We start from the raw sequence: 24812 nt of genomic DNA, 5'->3' as shown, positions 1-24812 counted from the left end.
AATCATTGGTTACGAAACATGAACCCGTTCTACCCGAAGTTCATTTAATGAATCGACTACATGATCGCTCATCATAAGTGATTCACCAACGAGGATGCCGTGCGCTCCAGCTTGCGCGACCCTTTCGGCATCTTGACGCCCTTTAATTCCACTTTCACTAATGATGACGATATTTGGATCCTTAATTTTGCGAGCTAGTTTTTCGGTGACCCCTAAGTTAACTTGGAATGTTTTTAGGTCGCGGTTATTAATTCCGATAATTGTAGCTCCGACCTCAAGTGCCATTTCAAGCTCTTTTTCATTATGAACCTCTAGTAATACTTCCAGTCCAGCTTGTATAGCGTAATGGTGAAGGTCTTTAAGTCTAGTTAAATCTAAAGCCGCTGCAATTAGTAAAATCACATTAGCCCCGGTAAGCTTAGCTCGGTCGATTTGAATTTCTTCAATAATAAAATCCTTATTTAAAATAGGAAGCTCAATAGATGCTCTAACATTTGCTAAATCATCCATTGATCCTTTAAAAAAAGGCTGATCTGTTAGAACCGAGATTGCCGACGCTCCGCCAAGCTCGTAAAGTTTAGCCTGTTCACTTGGTGTCATGCCTACATTGATATTACCTTTGGATGGAGAAGCCCGTTTGATTTCGGCAATAACAGATAGATGGTTACTATTTAGGAAATGTTTGGATAATGAAGCATGATGAACAGAAGTTGCCTCTGCATAATTGAGACCAATTTGTTTTAAAATCCGAACTTCTTCTTGTTTCTTTTCTAATATCTGATCCAAAATGGTCATGATGACATGGCCTCCTTTCTTAACTTGCTGTACTCTTTTAGGTAATTCAATTTTTCTAAAGCACGCCCTGATGCTATGCTTTCTCTAGCACGTTCAACACCATCCTTGATGTTAGAAGCAATGCCGCATGAATATAAACCAAGCCCTGCATTCAGTAAAACTGTATCTAAATATGCCCCAGGTTCACCGTTTAGTACTTTTAACAAAATATCTGCATTTTCCTTAGCGTCACCACCACGAATGGCTTCATTAGGGTACGTGCTAAGCCCGACTTCCTCAGGTTTTAGAGTGAACGGAATAAGTTCACCTTGATCGAGTAAAACTAAATGATTTTCGCCAGCAAGCGAGGCTTCATCCATATGTCCTGCACCATTCACAACAATGCTTCTGGAACGTCCTAATTGATTTAATACAGCTGCCATTTTCATTAACATGTCTCGGCGATACACACCGAGAAACTGTGTCTGAAGTTCAACAGGATTAGTCAGTGGCCCAATAAAATTGAAAATAGTCGGAACACCAAGGTCTGTTCTTACTTTCATAATCCGTTTCAAACGAGGGTGTACGTATGGTGCGAATAAAAACGCGATTCCATTTGTTTCAAGTAATTCCTCAACTTCATCACCAGTAAAATCAAGTGCAATACCTAATTCTTCTAATACATCGGCACTCCCTGTTTTACTGGAGACACTGCGATTACCATGTTTAGCAATTTTCGCACCAGCACCAGCTAATACAAAAGCTGATGTCGTGCTGATATTAAAACTGCTTGAACCATCCCCGCCTGTTCCGCAGTTATCCATGACGTTAAACGCTTGAGGATGTACCGTCATCGCATTCTCTCTTAATACTTCGACAATAGCCGCAATCTCTTCTGCGGATTCTCCTCTAACTCTTAAAGCTGTTAAAACAGAGGCAATTTCACTATCTGAAGTGCGTTCTTCAAACAAAGATTGCGCAACGAGACTCATTTCACCTTTGGTTAGTTTTTGACCATTAGTTAGCTTGAGTAATAATTCTTTCATGGTCATGCTCCTTTCGAATTGAATTAATAAATTGATGAATCATTCGTTTTCCTTCTAATGTGCCAATGGATTCAGGATGAAATTGCAAGCCGTAAACGGGATAGTCTTTATGTTTGATAGCCATTAATTCACCGTCATCCATGGCCACTGCTAGTTTATTGATGTTTGGTGGTAATGAAGCAGGATCAATGACTAATGAGTGATATCTCATGACGTCAACAGGCTGTGGTAAATATTGAAATGGCCCAGTGCCGTTATGCCTAATTAATGATGTTTTACCATGTTTGACGTCTTTAGCACGTTTAATATGAGCACCAAAAGCAGCTCCGATCACTTGATGTCCTAAACAAATACCCAAATTGGTATAGTTTGATAATAAGTCTTTACAACTTCGACGCTAATGCCTGCTTGGTTCGGTTTCCCTGGCCCAGGAGAAATGATTATGGCGTTAGGTGACAAGTTTTGAATCTCTTCAACTGTAATTGCATCATTTCGTTTTACAATGACCTCCTCATTAAGCTCTCGGATGTACTGAAACAGGTTATAGGTAAACGAATCATAGTTATCAATTAGTAAGATCATGTATTCACCTCCATTAAAGCGCGTGCTTTATTAAGTGTTTCATCGAACTCTTTAGAAGGAATGGAATCGTGGACGACACCTGCACCTGCTTGAACATGTGCCTTACCATCTTTTAACACCATCGTGCGAATCGCTAATGCGAAATCTATGTTCCCGTCTATACTGATGTAACCAACAGCGCCTGAGTACACGCCACGTTTGATGGTCTCTAAATGATTTAAAATTTGCATTGCTTTAATCTTTGGTGCACCGCTCACAGTACCTGCCGGAAGACAAGCTTTTAATGCTTGAAGCGGTGTATAATTTGGGTCAAGCTTCCCTGAAACTTCTGAGACGATGTGCATAACGTAGCGATAACGTTCGATGACCATGTATTTCGTTAGTTCAATCGTTCCAGGAAGACAAATTCTGCCCAAATCGTTTCTTCCTAAATCAACGAGCATCCGGTGTTCAGCAATTTCTTTTTCATCACTTAACAACTCCTTCTCAAAATCAAGGTCCTCTATTAAAGTCTGACCACGTTTACGAGTACCTGCGATCGGGTTTGTCTTAACGACCTCATCTTGAACCTTGATTAAGCTTTCCGGTGAAGCTCCGAGGACAATGTAATCTTGAAAATCTACGTAAAACATATAAGGTGATGGATTTGTTTTTCTAAGCTGCCGGTAAAAAGTGAAGGGATCTCCTTTATAGTCAGCAGATAATCGCTGAGACAAGACGGCTTGAAAAAGGTCGCCATCTAATATATGCTCCTTTATTTTTCTAACAGTTTCTTCATAATTTGTTTGTTCGATATTCGATCGAAAAGGGGAGAGGTGGAAGTCACTTAATTCTTCCTTCCCTTGAGTTATTGGTGCTCCATCTCATCTAAAGATGTAGTTAAATCTATTTGTTCATTTGTAATCCAGCGGTCCATGGCAACCAAGTAGATCTTTTGAAATAAGTGATCATACACAATGACTTTTTCGTAAAACATCAAGTGAATGTCTGGCATATCTAATGGGTCAGGAAGCGTATGCCCGATTGATTCAAATTGCCTGACTGCATCATATGCCACATAACCGACCCCTCCAGCTGGAAATGGGATATCAAGAGAGACCTCTAAATTAGGTAGTAATAATTGTTCGAGATGATCAAATGATTCTGTTTTCATTTCGTAAAAAGGTTCAGCCCCAATAATGGAATAACGTCCTGAATCTTCATGCTTTAATGAGCTTTCAAGTAAAAACTTCTTTTTCCCTTTTAGCTTTAAAAATATTGAGATAGGTGTTAGCGTGTCGCCTTCAATAACTCTGTAATTCATTCGAACCATTTTCTTTCCTCCTCATAAAAAGTCCCCTGCAAACACAGTTAAATGTGTCTACAGAGGACGATTCACTCGCGGTGCCACCTCAGTTGAAAAGGATAAACTTTTCCACTCAATTCAGGTACGGGAAATCTTACTTCCGATACCCTATCCTGTTAACGGAGGAATGCCGGGTTTCCATACTTGTCATACGTTCAGGTCACCTCTCGTAAGTCCATTCAGGAACACGTATCGTGCTAGCTCTCACCAAATGCTAACTCTCTGTAACGAATCCGTGAGCCTTACTCCTCTTACTCGTTGATTTAAGTTATATAGTTGTGGTTCGACTTTTAACCAATAAAAAGGGTTTCCCATCCTATGAATAAGGACGGGAACGTGGTGCCACCTTTGTTGACTGCTATTGCAGTCCACTTTAGCCGTATCGAAGCGAGTTGCTTGAATACGTGTCTCTTGTAACGATGAGACATTCGCTAGCCATACTAATAACAAATCGTTACGTTGGGCTAGAGGCTCAGAAGTCCATTCCTTTTACGTCATACGCTAGTTCACACCAACCACTAGCTCTCTGAAGTAATTCGTAAAAGTACTCCTCTTCATCAACGCCGAACCGTTTCTAAATTGTTATTGAATATCATATGATGGATTAGATAAAATGTCAATGATTAATCGTTATAAAATTTCACAATTAGTTAAAAAGCAATAAGACAAGTTTCATATAAGTGTTGATAGTGGTAGGTTAAAAACATGGCACTAACAAAATGTCTTTTTGTGTCAAAAAATGTGGAAGCTTTGTTACAATAATAGTAACAACACGTGACGGAGGTGACCTGATATGGGAATCGCATTAATGTTTATGATCTTAGCAAGCGTTGCGCCATACTTGTTCTACCTATTAAATAAAAATGGCTCGCAGGTGTGCAAACCGTATTAGTCCTTGGTATGTGGGTATATGCGATTAACACTCACTTGATCGGGATAGACCCTGGCATGCTCTCGCTAACTTGGATGTCATTTTATTTAAGTTTTATTCTAGCTGAAGTAGCATGGGTCATGTTTATTATTCGCGAAGTTAAATCGTCTGAAAAAAACTTCTTTAAGTTATTAAAAGGTGAATACAGAATAAAAAAATCCTCATCTCAAATTTATTGAGATGAGGATTTTCTTAATTTAATTAGAAACCATAAACCATAACAAAGAGTGATCCTGCTACGACAATGGCAGCTGCGACAAATCCATGGAACATCATATTCCAAGGGATGTGACCGTTTTGGCTTTCAGGTTCAACGATATGCATAACATGACGAGCTGAATCCCTGCTTGGATAATGGCAAGTGCCATAATGATGGTAATGATCCAGTTCGTAGATAAATCTGAACCTACAGCCGTCCATGCAGCAATAATCGTTAAAACGAGTGATAAAACAAAGCCAATGATATGCTGTGTTGGAATTCTTTTGTTTGGTTTGACATTTAAACCACCATCCCAATCAAGTAGACACTTGTAAAGATAAAAATCCAAATGACGTCAAGAAAGTGCCAGTACAAGCTAATGATAAACACTTTTCGACTCGTGACGTTCGTTATGCCTTTTTTAACTAGTTGAATCAAGAGCAAGATTGCCCAGCCAATACCTAACGTTACGTGCAAGCCATGTGTACCGGCTAGCACATAAAAGCTAGACCAATAGGCACTCGATGGTAGAGTTGCTCCTTCGTGAGTGTAATGAACAAACTCGTAAATTTCAAAACCTAGAAACCCTAACCCTAATACAAGGGTAATGATTAACCAAGTTATTAATCCTTTCTTTGATCCATGACGCATTTGATGGATCGCAATCCCGCACGTGAAACTACTTGTCAGTAGCAGGAATGTCATAATTAATACGATATCTATTTCAAACAGCTCACTTGGTAGCGGTGCATCAGCAGTTCGGCCGAATAACACAGCATAGGTGGCGAATAAGGTCGAGAACAGTACAACCTCAGCCGCCAAGAAAATCCAGAAACCTAAAATACTCATCTGACTATGCTCTGTTTGATATTCTAATGGGGCATTCTTTACATTAGATTCCATGTTATAACCCCCTCAATTGACGTTCAGTTTCTTTGATTTCGTCGACTTCAACGTGATGACCGTCATCGTCATCAAAGGATCTTACTACCATCATGACAAGTACGCCCACTAAGAAAATAATAGCTAGCGTAATCCATTCAAAAACTAATGCAAAGCTGGACATAAATAGTAGAGCCATCATAATAATTGGCTGACCAGTGTTATTCGGCATGTGAATCGGCTCAAGTTTCGATTCATCATAGGTTGATTCATTTCGTTTCTTCATTTCTGTAAATGCATCTAGACTGCTTATCGTTGGCACCGTGGCAAAGTTGTAATGTGGAACAGGCGTTGGTGTAGCCCATTCGAGTGTACGACCATCCCAAGAATCACCAGTCGTTTCACGTTTACTATTTCGATAACTGTAGTAAATGTTAAAGACAAAAATGGCAAATCCTAATCCCATTCCAAATGCACCAATGGTCGAAATAAAGTTTAACGTGAACCATTCAGGCCCCGTGTCAAAGATCCGGCGCGGCATACCATCTAGCCCTAAGAAATACTGAGGGAAGAAGGTAACGTGGAAGCCGATAACAAACAACCAGAAACTTAGCTTACCAAATTTCTCATTCAGTTTATGATTAAACATTTTTGGATACCAGTATTCAAGTCCAGCAAAACAAGCAAACACGGTTCCGGCAATTAAAACATAGTGGAAGTGTGCTATTAAGAAATAAGAATTATGAAACTGGTAGTCAGCAGCTGCCATACCGAGCATGACGCCGGTGACACCCCCAATGACGAAGCTTGGTATAAAGGCTAATGCCCAAAGCATTGGCGTTGTAAACTGAATCTTAGATTTATAGAGTGTCCCAAGCCAGTTAAAGATCTTAACCCCAGTTGGCACAGCAATCAGCATTGTTGAAACTGAGAACACGGAGTTGACAAAGGCTCCAGCCCCCCATCGTAAAGAAGTGGTGAACCCATACTAAGAAACTAAGTCCAGCAATTAAAATCATGGACCAGACCATTGCTTTATAACCAAATAACTGCTTCTTCGCAAATGTCGCAATAACTTCAGAGAAAATTCCGAACGCTGGTAAAATAACGATATAGACCTCAGGGTGCCCCCACATCCAGAAGAGGTTTGCCCACATCATTGGCAGTCCTTCACCTGATAATGTAAAGAACTGTGAACCAAAGATTCGGTCAATCGTCATTAGAGCTAAAGCGACCGTCAAAATCGGAAATGCAAATATGATAATAAATGTTGTGACTAATGTCGACCAAGTAAAGATCGGCATTTGGAATAACTTCATTCCAGGTGCTCGCATTTTTAGAATCGTAACCATTAAGTTGATTCCGGTAGCAAGAGTACCAATCCCAGATAGTTGTAAACCTAGTAAATAGAAGTTTTGCCCTGGACCAGGACTCATGGCTGCTCCAGCTAGTGGTGTATAACTGGTCCAACCTGCATCAGGTGACCCGCCAATGACGAACGAAATATTAAAGAGTAACGCCCCGAAAAAGAACGACCAAAAACTAAGTGCGTTCACATAAGGAAAGGCGAAGTCTCGCGCACCGATTTGTAGTGGGACAATAATATTCATTAAGCCAATTAAAAACGGCATAGCATGAATATAATCATAACCGTTCCATGCGTAGTGAAAATCTCATTATAGTGCTGAGTGTTTAGAAAGTTTAAATCAGGAAAAGCCAGCTGTACGCGCATCATCAGGGCGTCAACACCACCGCGAAACAGCATGGCAAGTGCACTTAAGATATACATAATCCCAATTTTCTTATGATCAACCGTTGTGAGCCATTCTCTCCATAACCAGCCCCATCTTTTAAAATAGGTTAGTAGAAAGATAATGGCGCTAGTCACTAATACTATAGCGACCATGCCTGCATAGATTAATGGCTCACCTGTTACGAAAAATTCATCAAGACTCATCATCGTCACCTTCTTCCTCGTATTCAGTTAAACTTTTAATATGAAGGTGTTTGTCATAAGCACCTAAATGTCGATTGATTGAATAATCACTATTCATCATTGTGCTATGATCAACCCAATCTAGGTGGGTATTAGAAAAAGCCATTTCTCCAGTAATTCCCGGTTTTAATAGTTGATTATATTGCTCCTGTGTTAATTTAGGCTTTTCATTCTGTATCTGACTAACCCAATTGTTAAACTCTTCTTCAGGTTCAGCGTGTACTTTGAAGGTCTGAAGAGAGAAACCCTCACCATTAAAATTGGAGTTTCGCCCATCGTATACGCCTACTTCATCTGCTTGAAGGTATAGAACAGTCTGCATACCAGCCATATTATATTTTTGACCACCAAGGGCCGGGATCCATAAAGCAGCCATCGAATCCGCTGAAGTTAGTCGGAATTCGATTGCACGGTCAGTTGGTATGTGTAAATAATTGACTGTTTCGATATTTTGTTCCGGATAACTAAAGAACCATTTCCAATCTGCTGATGTCGCATGAATCACAAGCGGTTCTTGTTCACTTGATGACTTAGGTGGCTTTTCTAAATCAAATAATGTCTCAACAGTTGGTATGGACAGTAACGTCACAATAATTAACGGGATTGCTGTCCAAAGTATTTCAATTTTTAAATTCCCGTGAATTTCTGGATTATAATCTTTGTCGCCACGACCAGGTCGATCACGATATTTAATAACCATAAATCCAAATAAAACAAAGACCACTACGACAATTCCTAACATAAACCAAAGGGAATAAACGATAAGGTCTTTTTGGTTTTGACCAACTGGACCTTTAGGGTCTAATACTGTTAACTCGCTACAACCAGTCAGAAGAAGGAAAAATCCTCCAATCAATATTAAATACAATAATTTTTATATATCATGAGCAATCACTCCATACCTTCATGTTTAAGCTCCACTTTTATTGTATATAGACCATATACCACATTTGAACCGAGTTAACTCTTTTGTAAGACTTTCATCACAGATTTGTTGAAGTGTTGACATAATATGTTCAAAAAGGGAAACTATAAACTAACTCAAAAGTAGGGAGTGCTGTTGATGGTTCAATTAGAGGATGTTTTGAGAGCACGAGGTAGAATTGTAGATACAGTTAAAACAACCCCCATTTTAAAATCACGTCAGTTATCCGAAAAAGTTGGCGCACAAGTATTTATTAAGTCAGAGCATTTACAGACGACGGGTTCTTTTAAAATTCGAGGGGCAACGAATCGGGTTATTCAGGCAAAAGAAGAAGGTGCTAAGTTTGTGACAGCTGCTTCATCAGGCAATCATGGTCAGGCTGTTGCCTACATTGCTAATCAACTCGAAATTCCTGCAACTATCGTTGTACCGACAGATGCGAGCGAAAGTAAAGTCAGCGCGATTAAACAATATAATGGATCAATTGAATACTGCGGAACAACCTCGGCCGAGAGAATTCCTCGGGCTAAGGAACTTGCAACGGAGTTAGATGGAGTGTTTATACCACCCTATGATCACCCTGACATCATAGCAGGTCAAGGCACAGTTGGATTAGAAATTTTAGAACAAGTAGAAGAAGTTGATACGGTTATTGTTCCTGTTGGAGGAGGCGGATTAAGCTCAGGTGTCTTAACAGCTATAAAAGAGAAGAAACCTAGTGTTCGAGTGATCGGGGTTGAACCTGAACTTGGAAACGATACGCAAGTTTCTTTGGAAAAAGGCGTGGTCACACCTGCCGACGGAACAGATCAAACGATTGCGGACGGATTAAGAACAACTCAACCTGGTGACTTAACATTTCCCATTCTGCAAAAATACCTTGATGACCTTGTGTTGGTCAGTGAAGAAGAAATTCGTTATGCCATTCGCTTTGTCATGGAGCGGATTAAACAAATTATTGAACCATCAAGTGCAACGACCGTAGCGGTAGCGCTATATCGTGATTTAGGTTTGCAGAAGGATAAAGTAGTGTGTATTAGTTCAGGAGGTAACGTTGATTTAAATAAACTTAGTGATCTAATAAATGTAGTGGGGGAGTAGCTATGGAAAAATTGGAAAATCATCTGAAAGGGTTAGAAGAGCAGTTATTATTAAAACGAAAAGAAGACTTTGAAGACCTGTTGGCTGATGACTTTTTTGAATATGGGTCGTCAGGGAATACTTATAATAAAGAAGACCAATTAGCAGCATTTAAAGGAGAAAGTCACGAGAGAAATGTTGTCTATCAATTGTCTAACTTTGACATGACTCAACTGGCAGATGACGTTGCACATGTAACCTATAAAGTATTTAATGAACAGACGGAGCAGTACTCATTAAGAAGCTCAATTTGGCGACAATGCAACGGCAAGTGGCAGATGTTTTTTCATCAAGGGACGATGACAAATTAGTACTCAACAGAAGATTATCCAATAGTTGGTGAACTAGATTCTATGCTTAGGAACGTTAACTTTAAGAGCATTCGTTGGGTGCAGACGGGACCTTATCATTGGGCTGTCGTCGCACGCAAGTCGACTTTAGAAAGTGGCCGATAAATTTTAAAAACTGACTGATATTTTTAGAAAACCGACTGATAAAATCAAAAAAGTGACCGATATTTTTGAAGAACTGAACGATAAAATCCAAAAACCGACCGATATAAGTCAAAAACTGACCGATATCAAAAGGAAAAACGCGTCCGCGGACGCGTTTTTTTCATTTAAAAGGTTCTTCCAAATATATTTAGATAACCTAACGTGTAAGAAAGATAGAATGCTAGAGCTAGTGCACTGACCATGGATGCAAGGAACACCCAATCTCGTTTCTGAACTCTTATATCATGATAATGTGTTCGGTTTCGGCTGCCGGTAAAACCTTTTGATTCCATTGCATTGGCGACACGTTCCGATTTTCGAATGGCGTTAGCCAGTAGCGGGATCATATAGCGTTTAAGCCGCTGAACACGTCCTTTTACCCCTTTAGTACGACTGACACCTCTAACTTGATGTGCTTGACGTAACAGGTCTAGTTCATGTTTAAACAATGGTAAAAATCTGTATCCCGCCAATATCCCGTAAGTTAATTTGGGTGGAAGTTTCAATTGTTGCATCAAACTTAACATTAGTTTAGTTGCGTCGGTTGTTAATGCAAATAGTAATGTTAGTGCAATGAAACACATCGACCTTAAAGCCAGACTAATCCCTACTTGTAAACTGCCAGTCGTAATCTCAATCCACCAAAAATGAACTAGAAGCTCGCCTCCAGCATATTTTTCATCTGTATGAAGCATCGATGTCCAAGCTAATCCAAGAGAGAACAAGGATAAGGGTATGAAGAACATAAACCACTTCTTCAAATTATTCCTGAAAACAGAAATGTCACTACTAATAAAAACACCAAAAATACAAGTGGTGTTAATATATCAAAAGCTAAACTAAGCACGAGTCCTGGGATCACAATTGCAATGATTTTAATACTTGGGTTAATGGTTGATACCAATTGTAACCACCTCGCTTCGTTCGATCCGGTAAGGCTTGCGTAATCGGGCTTGTTTTAGAAGGTTATCATTCTTCCATAAGTCATTAGGCTTACCGTCCAATGCAATCTCACCTTGATCTAACACAATGACCCGATCAGCATATTGGTCTACTAACTCCATGTCATGAGTAACCATTGTAACGGCAGTTCCTTGCCGTTTTAATTGAGTGATTAGTTTCATCAGTTCAAGTGTAGTCGATGCATCTTGACCAAACGTTGGTTCATCAAATAATAGTAAATCAGGGTTTTCATCTAACATCGTTGCAACACTTAAGCGACGTTTCTGACCACCACTTAAAGAGAAAGGATTGCTAAACTTATGATCTGTTAGCTGAAACGTTTCTAATAACCGGTTAACGACATGTTTAATTTTATTCTCAGACAACCCATTTAACCTCATGCCGAAAGCTAACTCATCATAGACTGTATCGGCGATGAACTGATGCTCAGGATTTTGAAAAACGAATCCCGTTCGTTTTCTAAGTTCGCTTTCATTCCAGTTTTCTAATGGTAGATCTAAGAACGTCATATCGCCTCGCTCAGGCTTGAGCAGTCTCGCCATTAACTGAAGTAAGGTTGATTTCCCGGCCCCGTTCTCACCAACGATGGCGACAAGTTCTCCGCAGCGAATGTCAAAAGATATTCCATTTAGAACCTTTTTCTTTTTTCTAAAGAACGACAAGTCATTTACTGATAGGCATGGCTGTGTATTTGGCACAAACGAAGTCGGTGGTTTCTGATTAAAGAGATCATCGGATGTTTTAGGTAAAAATAATCCTTCTTCTTTTAACGTTGTGATATAGTCACGAAAAACTTTTTGAGGCTCATCGTCTACCATCAATTCACCATTATGGTTGAGAACCATCACTCGGTTCATAAGGTCAATCCAGTCATCAGCTTGGTGCTCAATAACAAGAATGCTCATATTAATTTGTTGTTGGAGTTCACCGATTAAGCCTACGAACTCCAGACTAGAAACAGGGTCGAGATTCGCCGTTGGTTCATCTAAAATTAATAGTTCAGGTTTCATTAATAAGACGGCAGCTAAGGCAATTTTTTGCTTTTGCCCGCCAGATAACTCATGGATGTTACTGTGTTTATATTCCGTCATTCCTATAAGCTCAAGCACTTCATCTATTTTTTGAATCATTTGGTTTCGAGGTACTGATAAATTTTCTAACGTAAAAGCAAGTTCATCTTCAACTTTTATCATGCAAAATTGACTTTCGGGGTCTTGGAACACAATTCCTATTCGTTGGTTCAATTCCCCTTTTTTAAATTTATCAAGATGAGTCTCTTGAAAATATAGATCGCCTGAAGCATACCCCTCGACAGTATCAGGATATAACCCATTTAAACATAACGCGAGCGTACTTTTACCTGAACCGCTTGCGCCTATTAATAAAATCGAATCACCTTCATTAATGGTCAAACTAAGGTTATTGATTACTGGTTTTCTTGTCCTTCAAAAGAGAAGCTGAAGTTCTTGAGCGTAATTAGTGGGCTATGCGACATGATCATCACGTTTTCGCTTCTTGATCTCTTTTCCTAACGCGTAGCCTTGAAGGACACCTGTTTTCGCAAGCTGATCACTAATGAATTTACCTAAGAGGCCAGTGATGATGATGGCGCTTATGATTCGAGTGACAAATAATAAGGTTACAACCCAGTTCTCATAAGCATCAAACCCGCCTGCGAAGAAGTGGTACGGAAAGCTTAAACAAGCTGCACCCACACCAGATAACATTAAAATGTGCAGGCGATAATCTTTCCACCTTGTCGCTGCGAATGCTAACTCTGCCCCCAAACCTTGTATGGCACCAGAGATTAATAACTGAGGTCCAGTCGTTGACCCTGCTAGGACTTCAACTAATGCTGCAACCATTTCAGCTAAAAACGCCGCACCAGGCTTTCTTATAATGTAAGCGGCGATGACTGAAACAATAAACCAAATGCCATAAATGATTTCATAACCCATATCAGCAAGTCCGAACGGGGCAAAAAAGCCATATAGAACTTTTCCAACACCAAAGAATGCTAAATAAATAAACCCAAAACAACACCTAAAATCGACATTAAAACAATCTCTTTAAGTTTCCATTGATTCATGGTTCACCTCTCCTTTAATTGTTTGATGGGCTATTAGCCGATATCGTAAATGTCATAGTCACGTGTGAAACTTCTTGTTGAACTTGGTTAAAAGATTCGCGTAACGTTTTAAAGATATTTTTAACATCACCATCTAAACGAGTGGCATAGTGTGATGCGCTCACTTTAACATCACGCTCTTTTGACAAATCGATTTGATTCATAATTTGTTCCATGTAATCTTCTCGCCCCATTGGGTATAGCGAAAACTTACATCCAGCCTTTTGCTCTAGCTCTTGGATGTTTGCTTGGTTCTGTGGTTCATTCGTCTCATCCATATAAACATCTCCAGGTGAATCCCCTGGGCAGCCAATCGAGAACGTACCACTCATGGCAACATGTTCACCTGTTTTTGCTGCGTGTAGGAAAATGGCCTCTGTCACATCAAAAATGTGAACTATTTTTCCGCGAATACACGTACTCACATCGTCTGTATCTTTCCAGACTTTTGATGTATCGACTTCTTCTAACGCCGATAAAATAATGTCGACAAATTGGTCGCTCATCGGATAAAGGGTGAACTGGCATCCCGCAATACGACTTGTTCCACATTGATTTGTCATGAAAATCTCCTCCCTATAATTTTTTATAAATTAAAAAAACTGCACTCCCGTGGGAATGCAGTTGACCTGTACGAAAATTCACCTGTACTTCAGACAGTCTCCTACACTTCCCCACGCTAGTATTATCTAGATCGGGTTTTAAGGGTCGGGCGATTGCCCTCTCAGCCACTTGCTTGTAGCTCCCCTAGTGTTGATTCGGTTATGCAGTTTTCTTACACTTAAAAATATAACATGTAAAAATAATTTGTAAAGTTAAAAAATTTATTTAGTATTTAAAGTACAGTTAAAGGAGGGGTTACTTATGGACCCTATAAATCTTACGAGAGATTTTGTTAAAAAAAGAACTGGAAAACGAGGGTACTGGTCACGATTGGTGGCACATTGAGCGTGTAACTAACTTGGCCAATCGAATAGCAGATGAAGAAAATGCTGATCCATTCATTTGTACAATGTCTGCACTTCTTCATGACCTAGCTGATGAGAAACTAAACGAATCTGAAGAAGCTGGCCTCAAACGTGTTAAAAATTGGTTAGATGATCTTAAAATTCCTCAACTACAGCAAGAGCATATTTTATACATTATTAAGACCATTTCATATAAAGGTGGCCAAGGCCCTAAGCTAACTAGTTTAGAAGCCAAAGTAGTTCAGGATGCTGACCGTCTAGACGCGATTGGAGCTATTGGAATTGCTCGTTGTTTTACTTATGCGGGTTCAAAGGGCAATCTAATACATCACCCTGATGTGGAACCTCGGGAAGGTATGACTAAAGAAGAATATAGCAAACGTGATGGAACTGCCATCAATCATTTTTATGAAAAACTCCTAAAATTAAAAGACCTTATGAATACTAGAACGGGGTATAATATCGCAAAAGAACGACATAACATGATGAAACAATTTTTAGCAGAATTTTTCGACGAATGGAGTGGAAAAAAGTAAAAAGCCCACACAAATTTTGAAGAATCCCGAAATGTATGAGTAGTTTGATTGAGGGAGAGGTACATAAATGCGTAACAAGTGGATTTATTTTTGATTACTGGATTGATTGTTCTATCTGGTTGTGGGGCTGATGCTGAAGAAAAAAGGATGAGCCTCAAGATAACAAAGAAGAGCAGGTAGAAAAAGACAATTCTAGTAAAGTCTTATATGAAAATGGTGCACTTATAGTTAAAGATACTTCTGGTTGGTCAGTAGGAAAAGAAGAAAAGAACCCTTTAACAGTCAGTTTCAATCACCAACACATAAAAGCAATTGTGACAATATTTGATACACAAAAAAGTTTTAATCAAATTAAAGATGAACTGATTGCAGGTGCGGGAGATGTAGAAGTGATTGAGGAAGAGGAAGATTACTTTTCCTACCAATCGAAAAATAAAGAAAGCATTAAAACAGAAGTTTATCTTAAACAAAATGGTCAGCAGACGTTGGTACTTTCTTTCTTAGCTAATAAGAATCAGTTTGATGAACTTAGTGACACCATTAAAGAATTCCAATCAGCAGTTAAATTAAAAAATTAGGAAGGGATGAGGAAATTGAAAAAGTTTTATTTGCTCTAATAACGAGTACATTGTTAATTGGAGGGGCTGTTCAGGCAGAAGAGAATCCAACAGAAGATCAGTCTTATGTTAGTCCAGATTCAGAAGTCTACCATATGAGTCGCTTTATGGAACAAGCTGAGTATGAATTGACTGAGGACAAAACAATTAAGGCTTTGCTTCAGGATGGGTTTGCAGAAGAAAGGTTAGCAGAAATTAAAGAACTTATTGAAATGGATAGCCAAGAAGAAGTTGATGAGCTATTTAAAGAATATGAGCAGCATTTAGAAGAAATTAAGAAAAACCTTGAGGCGGCAAAGGCTGAAGGTGAAGACGTTACAGAAGTAGAAGAAACGGTGGAAAAAAATAAAGAACAGCAAGCAATTAGTCTTGAAGAACTTATAAATCATGAAGAGTTATCTCAGGAAACTAAAGACGAATTAGAACAGGTTCTAGTACAACACGACGATGATACAACAGAAGAAGAAAGTACAAGTGAAGAGGATACAACTGATGAACCTGTAGAAGAAGATGAAGAAAAAGAAAAACATGAAAGTAAAGACGAAGCAGAAAAGAAAGTTAAGGAAACTGAACGTAAGTTAGCGAAAGAAAAAGAACAAGCAACTAAAAAGTTAGATAAGGCAAAAGAAGAGGCAGATCGTGAGCTAGCTAAAGTTATCGCTGAATTAGAGCGTGAATTAGCTAAGGCTGAAAGTGAAGAAAAAGCAGAAGAAAAAATCGATAAAGCCGAGCGTAAAATTGAAAAGATTCTAAGTAAATTAGAATGGAAAACAGAAAAAGCTAAATCTAAAGCTGAAGAGAAAGCTGAGAAGGCTTTAGAAAAATTGGAAGAAAAGATAGAAGATCTAGATGAAAAAGAAGACCGTGACGATGAGGATGATCGTGAAGAAGCAGAACGCGAAGACGATCACGATGAAGAAGACAAAGAAGATAAAGACGAAGATAATGATGATGACGAAGAAGATGGCGAAGATGACGACCGTGAAGAAGATTAATGATATTAACCCTGCTAGATTATCTAGTGGGGTTTTTTATGTGAAAAATAGGTAAAGAGGTCCAGTATGTATAGTTAATTTTTAGTCAATGTTGTTAATGTACAATAAGGCTTTTAGGGTGGTGGCTCGCCCCTATTCTTACGTGGAGGGGGTGATGCCTATGACGGTGTATGAAGCCATGATGATCATGCTAGCGTTTGGATCATTGGTGGCGTTAATACTGTCAGAAAAAAGTAACCACCCATGTGCCTGGTCAGCGTTAGGGTCGTTACGATTCTAAAAGCGAGCCGCCCCATTGAAGGGCTATTGTACGTAGCCGTTGGTGTGCTTGCACCAACGGTTATTTTATTTTATACGAATCTGTTATTTATATTATAACCACTTATGAAAAAAAATTAAACATGTTTAACATATTACTTTGACACAAATAGTAATATGTATTATGATATAGTTCAGGAGGCGAAGTAAAATGAGTTCAAACATATCAACAGACTTGATTCGTGGTCATACGGTCACAATTATCTTAAACATCTTAAGACAAGGTGATAGTTATGGCTATGAAATATACAAGAAGATTATTGAGCTAAGTCAAAATCAATATGAGTTAAAGGAAGCAACACTGTATACAGCTTTTAGGCGTTTACAAAAAGATGGTTTAATTACGTCTTATTGGGGTGACGAAACTCAAGGCGGACGCCGTAAATATTACCGAATAACTGACGATGGCTTAAAAAATATGAACAAAACAAAGAAGAATGGTTTTTGCCAAAGATGTGTTAGATCAACTAATAACAGGAGGGGATTCCAATGAATCTTAATGAAGAAGTTAGAAAATATATTGATGATTTATTTAAAGATGTTGGTAAGAGTCAGCAATTATTTGATCTGAAACAAGAACTTATAACTAATATGCATGAACGAATTAAGGACTATCAAAAACAAGGCTTGTCGGATGAAGAAGCTTTTAGAGAAGCAAAGGTATCAATGGGTGATTTAAGTGGCTTAGTCGATGATATGCGTGAAGCAGGAAAAGAAGAAGCAAAAGGAGAGGTGTACAGTTCGATGACAAATCGAATTTCTACAGGTGGGATTGTCATAAGTGTGATGTTAATTTTATTTGGTCTACTCATGACTGTTAGTATGAACTTCATGGATGTACCAGGGCCAGCTAAATCAGGAACAAGTATTTTTATAGTTATTGGCGGTGCGATTTTAACCTATAGTATACTTGCGAGAGAGACAGACAAGAAGTATGCGATGAACCAAGTTCGTGCTGTGTTATATGCATTAGCCGTAGGAATTTTACTATTCGGGGCTTTTGTTGGTGTTACGTCAGGACTTGCAACTGGTGAAATGTTTATCGCATTCTCATCAAGCACCATTTTTCTTGTAATCGGGATTGGTTTATTAGTTACGTTATTGTTAACGACAAAATTCAATCGTACGAAGTAATGTCTCAATATTTTGAACTCAATGTCCTATAAAATGGCTTCAATGTCTCATAAAACGTGTTGAATACGTTTTCGACAAAACTCATGTCTCAGAAATTCAAAATATTGTCCTATAAATATAAAAAGGCTTCCAAATTTGCTGGAAGCCTTTACTCTATGTATAATCATTTTTCTTATCAAGTAATTCAATAATCCGTTTGTTTTGTTCCACTTGTTTATGATTATAATCTCTAATCTGTAAAATCCATATGATGACCAATATTGTGAGTACAATAGGTATTAAAGTTATAATTAATCCTATAAATGAAAAACCACCCATGCTCAGTCCCTCCTCCTATGTCTATACTAGCAAATTTTAAATATCTTGACCATGATGCTCGTGTTGATTAGGGATATGCTGGTGAATTTCATCATTAGGAAATAAAAAATATCGTCGTAACTAAAACACATAGTAAGATTAAATAAGAATATTTTAACTCGTACTGCTTGGCAATAGAAAAAACAGTTATTCCCACCAAAAAGCTAACCCAATCATGAGTAAGAATAGACCATCGTGCTGTTCAAACATCATAATGAGCATGATCCCCATCATCGATGCCATTAAGCCAGAGAAAAAGCCCTCAATCTGGCACTTTACTCCAAACCTCATCCCGACCCCCATGCCAACTAATGCGGATAGCACTATGGCGATTAATGTAGCCACTAATGCTTGTCCACCGAACCAAACCCATACAAGAAATCCGATGGTTAACCCATTGGACGAAGTCAGTACCATCGTTGTGATCATAGATTCCATTTGTTTGCCTGATGGATGAATAAAAAATATGATGATCAACAAATTAATTAATATAATTGCACTAGAAAAAATGACCACGCTCATAGGTGAGCCTCCTTAAATTTCATTTACTCTAATAAGATATACGCTTGTCTTTAAGTTTATGATAAAAATACTTTGAGGGGGTATCATGTAAGTAAGCTATATATTAGTTAAAGAATTATTGAGATTATTGAGCACTAACATTGAATACCTTTCGGGGGTATGATATATTGAAGTCAGAAAATACAAGAAAGGGGTTATACTATGAAAGAATTAACACTTACAGTACAAGGTATGTCTTGTGGCCATTGTGTATCTTCAGTTGAAGGTGCTTTAAAAGAATTAGATGGTGTATCAGAAGTTAACGTTAACTTAGGTGAAGGGAAAGTTGATGTTAAGTTTGACGACTCAAAAGTTTCTGTGGATCAGATGAAAGAAGCTATTGATGAACAAGGTTACGATGTCGTAGCTTAAATAGGTTCCCCGTTCAATATGAGCGGGGTTCTTTTATAAACCAATTTCTTGTATCAGAAGTTAATAAAATAAATCACCCCTTTTGTTGACAATATGCATTAGGGGGGTATAGTATATAACTAAGAGGTGAAAATAAATGGATCAAAAAGACGTAAAAATAGTTAATCAAGATGAACCGGTTGTTCCTCGTACGAATTCAGAAAAAGAGGGTATTAGCAACCGTTTAAAAAGAATAGAGGGTCAGGTAAGAGGGCTTCAAAAAATGGTTGAAGAAGATCGCTATTGTGTCGATGTATTAGTTCAGATTTCAGCCGTTCAAGCTGCCCTGGATAAAGTAGGTTACCAAATGCTCGAACGTCATGCGAAGATGTGTGTGACGAACGCAGTTAAGGAAGGTAACGGAGATGAATACATGGATGAACTGATGAAAGTGATCAAACAGTATTCTAAGTAAGGGAGTGAATCAGATGGCACTAGATGAGAAAGATCAAAAACAAACCCAATTAGATATAACGGGCATGACTTGTTCAGCCTGTTCGACTAGAATTGAAAAAGTTCTAAATAAAATGGATGGGGTCGATGCGAACGTAAATTTATCGATGGAAAAGGCATCGGTCTCATTTGATGAGAACCAAGCAAGTGTTCACGACGTCATTGAACGCATTCAAAAACTAGGGTATGGCGTGCAAGAAGAAAAAATTGAACTCGATATTAGAGGGATGACATGCGCGGCTTGCTCAACACGAATCGAAAAGGGCCTTTCTAAAATGGAAGGAATCTCTCAAGCTAATATTAATTTAGCCACTGAGTCCGGAACAGTTGAGTATACCCCTGGTGTGGTATCGACTGACGATGTGATCGAGAAAGTAAAGAAACTAGGATATGAAGCCGTCGTTAAACAAGATAATGAAGAAAAGGAGTCACACAAAGAGAAAGAAATTAGAGAGAAGAAAAACCTTTTTATTTTCTCTGCGATTTTATCTTTCCCATTATTATTAACGATGCTAGGTCATATGCCGATTGATTTAGGGTTTTCAGCACCAGCTTTTATTGAATACCCATGGACGCAGTTCGTATTAGCGACGATTGTTCAATTTTACGTTGGATGGCCATTTTATACTGGTGCTTATAGAGCGCTCGTTAATAAAAGTGCCAACATGGACGTATTAGTCGCATTAGGTACATCCGCAGCGTATCTATACAGCGTGGTTCAAACGTTGTTATGGCAAACGGGTACAATTGAACACGCGGAATTGTATTTTGAAACCAGTGCGATTTTAATCACACTCATCATATTAGGTAAATATTTTGAAGCACTCGCCAAAGGACGAACGACAGCAGCTATTACCAATTTATTAAAGCTACAGGCTAAAGAAGCAACAGTCCTTAGAGATGGTAAAGAGGAACGTATCCCAGTAGAACAAGTAAAAGTCGGTGATTACATCATCGTTAAACCAGGTGAAAAAATTCCAGTTGATGGTGAAGTAATCGAAGGTTCTACTTCTATTGATGAATCAATGATTACAGGTGAATCGATTCCTGTTGATAAAAGCCAGGAAGATCCAGTTATTGGTTCGACGATTAATAAAAATGGTACTATTACCATGATTGCTAAGAAAGTCGGTAAAGATACGGCACTTGCTGGCATCATTAAAATTGTGGAAGATGCGCAAGGATCAAAAGCTCCAATTCAAAGAATGGCTGATAAAATTTCAGGAATCTTTGTTCCTATAGTCGTAGGCATAGCCGTTATAACATTTTTAGTCTGGTTCTTGATTGTGGACCCAGGCGTTTGGTCATCAGCACTAGAAGCGTCTATAGCAGTATTAGTCATTGCTTGCCCTTGCGCGTTGGGACTTGCAACACCAACATCGATTATGGTTGGTTCAGGACGGGGTGCTGAAAAAGGGATTCTCTTTAAAGGCGGAGAATATTTAGAAGGGACCCAAGCCATTGAAGCCGTTTTATTAGATAAAACAGGTACAATCACAGAAGGTAAACCGCGTGTAACGAACGTTATGACTGTTTCCGGATCTGAGGATGATTTTGCTTTAGTTGCCGCAGCTGAGAAGCGTTCTGAGCATCCACTTGCAGAAGCAGTTATGGCCTATGCAACAGAACAAGACGTGGATGTTCAAGATCCAGCTACATTTGAAGCTGTATCTGGTCATGGAATTGAGGCAAGTGTGGAAGGTCATGATGTTCTAGTAGGTACAAGAAAATTATTAATGGAAAAAGGAATTAACACAGAGTTTGCCGAAGAGAAACTACAAGAGTTTGAAAAAGAAGGTAAAACATCTGTTTTAGCTGCGATTGATCGAGAGTTACGTTTCGTTATAGCAATAGCTGATACAGTTAAACCTACTTCAAAAGCAGCAATTGAAGAGCTCCAAGAAATCGGAATCGAAGTCTATATGATGACTGGAGATAACACTCGAACAGCGAAGGCGGTTGCTAGAGAAGTTGGAATTTCTGAAGAAAATGTATTCGCTGAAGTTTTACCAGAGCATAAAGCCGACCAAGTAAAAAAATTACAGGATGCTGGAAAGAAAGTGGCAATGGTTGGTGATGGGATAAATGATGCACCAGCATTAGCTATAGCGGATATTGGTATGGCAATTGGTACAGGGACAGATGTTGCCATAGAAGCAGCTGACGTAACATTAGTTGGCGGCGATTTAACCAATATATCACAAGCTGTTAGATTAAGTAAGAAAACGATGCGTAATATCAGACAAAACCTGTTCTGGGCACTCTTTTACAATAGTATGGGGATCCCAGTTGCAGCATTAGGCTTACTTGCACCGTGGGTTGCTGGAGCAGCAATGGCATTTAGTTCAGTCTCCGTAGTTTCCAACTCATTACGATTGAAAAAACAAAGAATATAATTAACATGCTTGCAGGTGGAGCCTGCAAGCATGTTTTACATCTAAAACGAAATAGGAGGAATATGAATGGCAATCCCGTTAAATTATACAGTTCAGGTTCAAGAGGGTTGGGTTGATTATAATGGACATATGAATGATGCAGAATATGCGAAAGTGTTTAGTAAAGCAGGTTTTCAGATGATGCTCAGTATGGGGATTACCAGAGAAAAATTAAATGATTATAACTATACATATTTTACTTTAGAAACTCATATTTGCTATTTAAAAGAAATCTTATTAGGTGAAAAAGTTCAATTGGAATGGCAATTAATTGATTTTGATCATAAAAGAATGCATGTATTCTTTAGAATGAAAAAAGAAGATGGTACACCTGTTGCAACGAGTGAACAAATGGTAATCGGAGTGAGTTCAGAAACCCGTAAGTCTGCTTCTTTTCCAGGAGAGTTTTTAAACTTGATTGAAGAAGCGTGGATGACACATAAGGAGTTAGACAAGCCAAAGGAAATCGGGAGAGTCATCGGTATTAAAGGTAGAAACGCTTGGAAGAGATCCCAAGCGTTTCAATTCTATCGTTTCTGGTTCTGTTGACGTCGCTCAGCTTCTCGCGCTCTTGCTTGTGCTTCTAAGTCTTCTTGATCTGCCATTGACTGAGAAAACTCGACATCTTCAGCGCGAAGCTGATTTTTAGGCGTTTGTGCCATTGGGTTTTTGCTTTTTGTTTTGTGTTCATCTTTACCCATACGATCACCTCATTACAAAGAATTAAGGTTAGTATGTGTTAAAAAGTGATGCGTCATTCAGGGAAATTATCGCTATAAATATGCATGGCATCCCGCATAAATTCAGCTAATCCTTCACCGTACTGATCAATATTTCGTGTGAAACGTTGATCGCTAACGTACATATCCCCTAACCCTTTAAACATTTCAGGTGAACATTCATAAAAGTTGTCATGAATCAATGAATGCCACTCCCCTATAACAGTTTGAACTTCTGCATCGTTCGGTGTGTGTTCATCCATTAGGTTAGCCAATCGTTTGTAAATACTATCTGATCGCTCTTGAATGGTTTTCCAATCTTGCTTAGTATAGGCTGATGTCCGTTTTGTGACTGTCTATAAGCATCTGTGTGACCATATTTTTCTTCAGTTTCTTTAGCGTACTTTTCTTGATGAGCATTAATCTCATCCATACTAAAATTCTCAAACATTTTCTTCTTACTCATTTTTTGATCCTCCTTTAGTGAGTAAATGGTTTCATCGACTGTTGTTAGAAGCCGTTCGAGGCGACGTTTCTTCTTTTTAAGTAAAGTTTTATGATTTTCTAATGCTTCAAGTTGGTCGAAGTTTTGGTTAATCATGATCTCCTTAATCTGATTCAGTGAAAAATCCAGCTCTTTAAAAAATAGTATTTGCTGAAGCTTTCTTAAGCTGTCGTCATCATAATAACGATAACCGTTTTTAGCTACTTTAGAAGGCTTTAAAAGTCCAATACGATCATAATGATGTAGTGTGCGCACACTTACTCCTGATAACTTTGCAACTTCTTTAACCAAATACATAACATCACCTCTGTTTTTAATATAAACTATTACGTTACGTTAGGGTCAATGAATTTGTTAGCTAATTTTAAAAGATGGTTCATTGTCAGCTCTTGAAAATGAAACTTATAAATTTATCATATATAATAAATGATAGGGAGGGGATGACATGCTCAATACGTCTTATAACCAGATAGTTAACACAGCAATGATTGGTACATACGAAAAAATTAATGTAAATGATGTTGTTTCGTTAGCACTAGATGAGCAATTAAAGCCTTCGAATGAAGATGGGGAAAGAGTGTTATTTTTAGGAATTGATCTTCAAAATGATTTTATGGAAGAAGGGGCGATAGGTGTACCTGGTGCACATCAAGATGTTGAACGGATTACTAGGTTTTTATATAACAACATGGAACGGATTACTAATATTGCTGTGTCGTTAGATACTCATGGATTGCATCAAATCTTTCATCCTACATGGTGGGTAGATCCTGAAGGGAAGCACCCTGAACCATTAACAATTATTACCACGAACGATTTAAAAGAAGATAAATGGAAACCGGTTATTAAACAAGAAGCAAGTATTGAATATGTTAAAAATTTAGAAGAAAAAGGGCAAAAAATCTGTGCATTTGGCCTTATCATTGTATCGAGGGAACACCTGGTGCTGCTTTAGAAAATCAATTTTCAAAAATGATTCACTTTCATTCGATAGCACGTCAAACGAATGTCAAAAAGGTTGTTAAAGGTCAAGACTCCCTTAGTGAAATGTACGGTATTATTAAACCAGAATATAGTCAAAACGATCAGACTAATCATGAGTTACTTAATTATTTAGGTCAATTTGATAAATTAATAATTGCTGGAGAAGCAGAATCTCATTGTGTATATGAGTCAGTTCGACAAATTGCAGAGCACTTCTCTAATGATTTAAAATGGAAAAAGAATATTTTTGTTTTAACAGATGGAATGAGTTGCATTCCCGGATTTGAAGAAGAAAATAAAAAGGCATGGAAGGCATTATCTGACAAGTTCAATATTCAACTTGTCGAATCAACACAATTGAAGTTGTAGTTTTATGTGATTATTTCCCGGGTAATGTCGAAGAGAGGTGAGACT

General features: G+C 38.4%; 28 protein-coding genes, 5 pseudogenes, 1 riboswitch and 2 other annotated features. Of the genes and pseudogenes, 15 read left to right on the top strand and 18 right to left on the bottom strand.

The genetic code is table 11. The features are described from left to right. Positions 1-9: 9 nt before the first annotated feature. The 4 genes and pseudogenes from trpC to trpE form a co-directional block, all read right to left on the bottom strand. Positions 10-795 (bottom strand): indole-3-glycerol phosphate synthase TrpC, encoded by a 786-nt coding sequence (gene trpC / locus JCM13188_RS03185; protein ID WP_369404791.1) that lies wholly within the window; start codon positions 793-795, stop codon positions 10-12. Further along, entirely contained in the window at positions 792-1820 is a 1029-nt protein-coding gene (trpD, locus tag JCM13188_RS03180) for an anthranilate phosphoribosyltransferase (protein WP_054752072.1), read from the bottom strand. Before trpD ends, trpC begins: the two co-directional genes overlap by 4 nt. Next, positions 1792-2402: pseudogene (locus JCM13188_RS03175) on the bottom strand (anthranilate synthase component II). Before JCM13188_RS03175 ends, trpD begins: the two are co-directional and overlap by 29 nt. Then, positions 2399-3714 (bottom strand): annotated as a pseudogene (trpE, locus tag JCM13188_RS03170) (anthranilate synthase component I). The pseudogenes JCM13188_RS03175 and trpE overlap by 4 nt, the downstream one beginning before the upstream one ends. A 50-nt stretch (positions 3715-3764) precedes the next feature. Further along, positions 3765-4015: a binding site (T-box leader), on the bottom strand. A 53-nt stretch (positions 4016-4068) separates the two neighbouring features. Beyond that, positions 4069-4317: a binding site (T-box leader), on the bottom strand. Positions 4318-4623: 306 nt separating this feature from the next. On the opposite strand from trpE, the gene JCM13188_RS03165 reads away from it, so the two are divergent. Further along, positions 4624-4857: a hypothetical protein gene (locus tag JCM13188_RS03165; protein ID WP_279401314.1), complete on the top strand. Its 234-nt coding sequence runs from the start codon at positions 4624-4626 to the stop codon at positions 4855-4857. Between the two features lie 22 nt (positions 4858-4879). Here JCM13188_RS03165 and JCM13188_RS03160 read toward each other — a convergent pair whose 3' ends face one another. From JCM13188_RS03160 to qoxA, 4 genes and pseudogenes are all read right to left on the bottom strand, one after another. Then, positions 4880-5098: a hypothetical protein gene (locus tag JCM13188_RS03160; protein ID WP_279401313.1), complete on the bottom strand. Its 219-nt coding sequence runs from the start codon at positions 5096-5098 to the stop codon at positions 4880-4882. Between the two features lie 79 nt (positions 5099-5177). After that, on the bottom strand, positions 5178-5780 hold the full coding sequence (qoxC, locus tag JCM13188_RS03155; RefSeq protein WP_054752068.1) for a cytochrome aa3 quinol oxidase subunit III: 603 nt from the start codon (positions 5778-5780) through the stop codon (positions 5178-5180). Between the two features lies 1 nt (position 5781). Beyond that, positions 5782-7716 (bottom strand): annotated as a pseudogene (gene qoxB, locus JCM13188_RS03150) (cytochrome aa3 quinol oxidase subunit I). After that, positions 7706-8623 carry a cytochrome aa3 quinol oxidase subunit II gene (gene qoxA / locus JCM13188_RS03145; RefSeq protein WP_054752067.1) on the bottom strand — a complete coding sequence of 306 codons (918 nt, stop codon included), beginning with the start codon at positions 8621-8623 and terminating at the stop codon, positions 7706-7708. The pseudogene qoxB and the gene qoxA overlap by 11 nt, the downstream one beginning before the upstream one ends. 195 nt (positions 8624-8818) lie before the next feature. Between qoxA and JCM13188_RS03140 the strand changes: the two genes are divergently transcribed. Both JCM13188_RS03140 and JCM13188_RS03135 read left to right on the top strand, forming a co-directional pair. Beyond that, a complete protein-coding gene (locus JCM13188_RS03140; RefSeq protein ID WP_054752064.1) occupies positions 8819-9781 on the top strand; it encodes a threonine ammonia-lyase in 963 nt (320 codons plus the stop codon). A gap of 2 nt (positions 9782-9783) precedes the next feature. Further along, positions 9784-10131 carry a nuclear transport factor 2 family protein gene (locus JCM13188_RS03135; RefSeq protein WP_054752061.1) on the top strand — a complete coding sequence of 116 codons (348 nt, stop codon included), beginning with the start codon at positions 9784-9786 and terminating at the stop codon, positions 10129-10131. Between the two features lie 308 nt (positions 10132-10439). On the opposite strand, the gene JCM13188_RS03130 is transcribed toward JCM13188_RS03135, so the two are convergent. The 5 genes and pseudogenes from JCM13188_RS03130 to JCM13188_RS03115 form a co-directional block, all read right to left on the bottom strand. Continuing rightward, positions 10440-11075 (bottom strand): energy-coupling factor transporter transmembrane component T family protein, encoded by a 636-nt coding sequence (locus JCM13188_RS03130; protein WP_279401312.1) that lies wholly within the window; start codon positions 11073-11075, stop codon positions 10440-10442. Beyond that, positions 11072-11218 (bottom strand): hypothetical protein, encoded by a 147-nt coding sequence (locus JCM13188_RS17745; protein WP_279401311.1) that lies wholly within the window; start codon positions 11216-11218, stop codon positions 11072-11074. The genes JCM13188_RS03130 and JCM13188_RS17745 overlap by 4 nt, the downstream gene beginning before the upstream one ends. Continuing rightward, positions 11202-12689 carry an ABC transporter ATP-binding protein gene (locus tag JCM13188_RS03125; RefSeq protein WP_279401310.1) on the bottom strand — a complete coding sequence of 496 codons (1488 nt, stop codon included), beginning with the start codon at positions 12687-12689 and terminating at the stop codon, positions 11202-11204. Before JCM13188_RS03125 ends, JCM13188_RS17745 begins: the two co-directional genes overlap by 17 nt. A gap of 72 nt (positions 12690-12761) precedes the next feature. Next, a pseudogene (locus JCM13188_RS03120) lies at positions 12762-13366 on the bottom strand (ECF transporter S component). 14 nt (positions 13367-13380) lie between these two features. Next, on the bottom strand, positions 13381-13968 hold the full coding sequence (locus JCM13188_RS03115; RefSeq protein ID WP_054752059.1) for a YkoF family thiamine/hydroxymethylpyrimidine-binding protein: 588 nt from the start codon (positions 13966-13968) through the stop codon (positions 13381-13383). Between the two features lie 91 nt (positions 13969-14059). Continuing rightward, positions 14060-14164, bottom strand: a riboswitch (TPP riboswitch). A gap of 133 nt (positions 14165-14297) precedes the next feature. Between JCM13188_RS03115 and JCM13188_RS03110 the strand changes: the two genes are divergently transcribed. The 6 genes and pseudogenes from JCM13188_RS03110 (at position 14298) to JCM13188_RS03090 (ending at position 17973) form a co-directional block, all read left to right on the top strand. Continuing rightward, complete coding sequence (locus JCM13188_RS03110) at positions 14298-14909, top strand: HD domain-containing protein (RefSeq protein ID WP_279401309.1); 612 nt, start codon at positions 14298-14300, stop codon at positions 14907-14909. Between the two features lie 314 nt (positions 14910-15223). Then, on the top strand, positions 15224-15487 hold the full coding sequence (locus JCM13188_RS03105) for a hypothetical protein (protein WP_054752056.1): 264 nt from the start codon (positions 15224-15226) through the stop codon (positions 15485-15487). A gap of 50 nt (positions 15488-15537) precedes the next feature. Beyond that, positions 15538-16521, top strand: a complete 984-nt coding sequence (locus JCM13188_RS03100; protein WP_054752054.1) for a DUF5667 domain-containing protein — start codon at positions 15538-15540, stop codon at positions 16519-16521. 160 nt (positions 16522-16681) lie between these two features. Continuing rightward, complete coding sequence (locus JCM13188_RS17740; protein WP_279401308.1) at positions 16682-16801, top strand: putative holin-like toxin; 120 nt, start codon at positions 16682-16684, stop codon at positions 16799-16801. Positions 16802-16990: 189 nt separating this feature from the next. Then, positions 16991-17339 (top strand): annotated as a pseudogene (locus JCM13188_RS03095) (PadR family transcriptional regulator). Then, complete coding sequence (locus JCM13188_RS03090; RefSeq protein ID WP_054752052.1) at positions 17329-17973, top strand: permease prefix domain 1-containing protein; 645 nt, start codon at positions 17329-17331, stop codon at positions 17971-17973. The pseudogene JCM13188_RS03095 and the gene JCM13188_RS03090 overlap by 11 nt, the downstream one beginning before the upstream one ends. Positions 17974-18126: 153 nt before the next feature. Here JCM13188_RS03090 and JCM13188_RS17735 read toward each other — a convergent pair whose 3' ends face one another. Then, positions 18127-18291, bottom strand: a complete 165-nt coding sequence (locus JCM13188_RS17735) for a hypothetical protein (protein ID WP_279401306.1) — start codon at positions 18289-18291, stop codon at positions 18127-18129. A 186-nt stretch (positions 18292-18477) separates the two neighbouring features. Beyond that, a complete protein-coding gene (locus tag JCM13188_RS03085; protein ID WP_054752050.1) occupies positions 18478-18852 on the bottom strand; it encodes a hypothetical protein in 375 nt (124 codons plus the stop codon). 201 nt (positions 18853-19053) lie between these two features. Between JCM13188_RS03085 and copZ the strand changes: the two genes are divergently transcribed. The 4 genes from copZ (at position 19054) to JCM13188_RS03065 (ending at position 22739) form a co-directional block, all read left to right on the top strand. After that, complete coding sequence (gene copZ, locus JCM13188_RS03080; protein WP_054752049.1) at positions 19054-19263, top strand: copper chaperone CopZ; 210 nt, start codon at positions 19054-19056, stop codon at positions 19261-19263. Positions 19264-19399: 136 nt separating this feature from the next. After that, positions 19400-19717 (top strand): metal-sensing transcriptional repressor, encoded by a 318-nt coding sequence (locus tag JCM13188_RS03075; protein WP_054752047.1) that lies wholly within the window; start codon positions 19400-19402, stop codon positions 19715-19717. A gap of 13 nt (positions 19718-19730) precedes the next feature. Next, the gene (locus tag JCM13188_RS03070; protein WP_054752045.1) at positions 19731-22151 is read left to right on the top strand and encodes a heavy metal translocating P-type ATPase; all 2421 of its coding nucleotides are present in this window, start codon (positions 19731-19733) and stop codon (positions 22149-22151) included. Between the two features lie 66 nt (positions 22152-22217). Next, positions 22218-22739: a thioesterase family protein gene (locus JCM13188_RS03065; protein ID WP_054752043.1), complete on the top strand. Its 522-nt coding sequence runs from the start codon at positions 22218-22220 to the stop codon at positions 22737-22739. On the opposite strand, the gene JCM13188_RS17730 is transcribed toward JCM13188_RS03065, so the two are convergent. From JCM13188_RS17730 to JCM13188_RS03060, 3 genes are read right to left on the bottom strand one after another with little or no spacing between them, the layout of a single operon-like run. Next, the gene (locus tag JCM13188_RS17730) at positions 22718-22891 is read right to left on the bottom strand and encodes a YfhD family protein (RefSeq protein WP_279401305.1); all 174 of its coding nucleotides are present in this window, start codon (positions 22889-22891) and stop codon (positions 22718-22720) included. The genes JCM13188_RS03065 and JCM13188_RS17730 overlap by 22 nt on opposite strands. Positions 22892-22944: 53 nt before the next feature. Then, a complete protein-coding gene (locus JCM13188_RS17725; protein WP_304609737.1) occupies positions 22945-23217 on the bottom strand; it encodes a TipAS antibiotic-recognition domain-containing protein in 273 nt (90 codons plus the stop codon). Further along, positions 23172-23711, bottom strand: a complete 540-nt coding sequence (locus JCM13188_RS03060; RefSeq protein ID WP_279401304.1) for a MerR family transcriptional regulator — start codon at positions 23709-23711, stop codon at positions 23172-23174. Before JCM13188_RS03060 ends, JCM13188_RS17725 begins: the two co-directional genes overlap by 46 nt. Before the next feature lie 148 nt (positions 23712-23859). On the opposite strand from JCM13188_RS03060, the gene JCM13188_RS17720 reads away from it, so the two are divergent. Continuing rightward, entirely contained in the window at positions 23860-24369 is a 510-nt protein-coding gene (locus tag JCM13188_RS17720; protein WP_279401303.1) for a cysteine hydrolase family protein, read from the top strand. Between the two features lie 17 nt (positions 24370-24386). Beyond that, entirely contained in the window at positions 24387-24767 is a 381-nt protein-coding gene (locus JCM13188_RS17715) for a hypothetical protein (protein WP_279401302.1), read from the top strand. Positions 24768-24812 lie beyond the last annotated feature (45 nt).

The organism is Piscibacillus salipiscarius JCM 13188 (genome assembly GCF_001311865.1).
Taxonomy (GTDB): domain Bacteria; phylum Bacillota; class Bacilli; order Bacillales; family Alkalibacillaceae; genus Piscibacillus; species Piscibacillus salipiscarius.
Note: the sequence above shows the minus strand (reverse complement) of the source record. Positions and strands in the feature narration are given on the sequence as shown.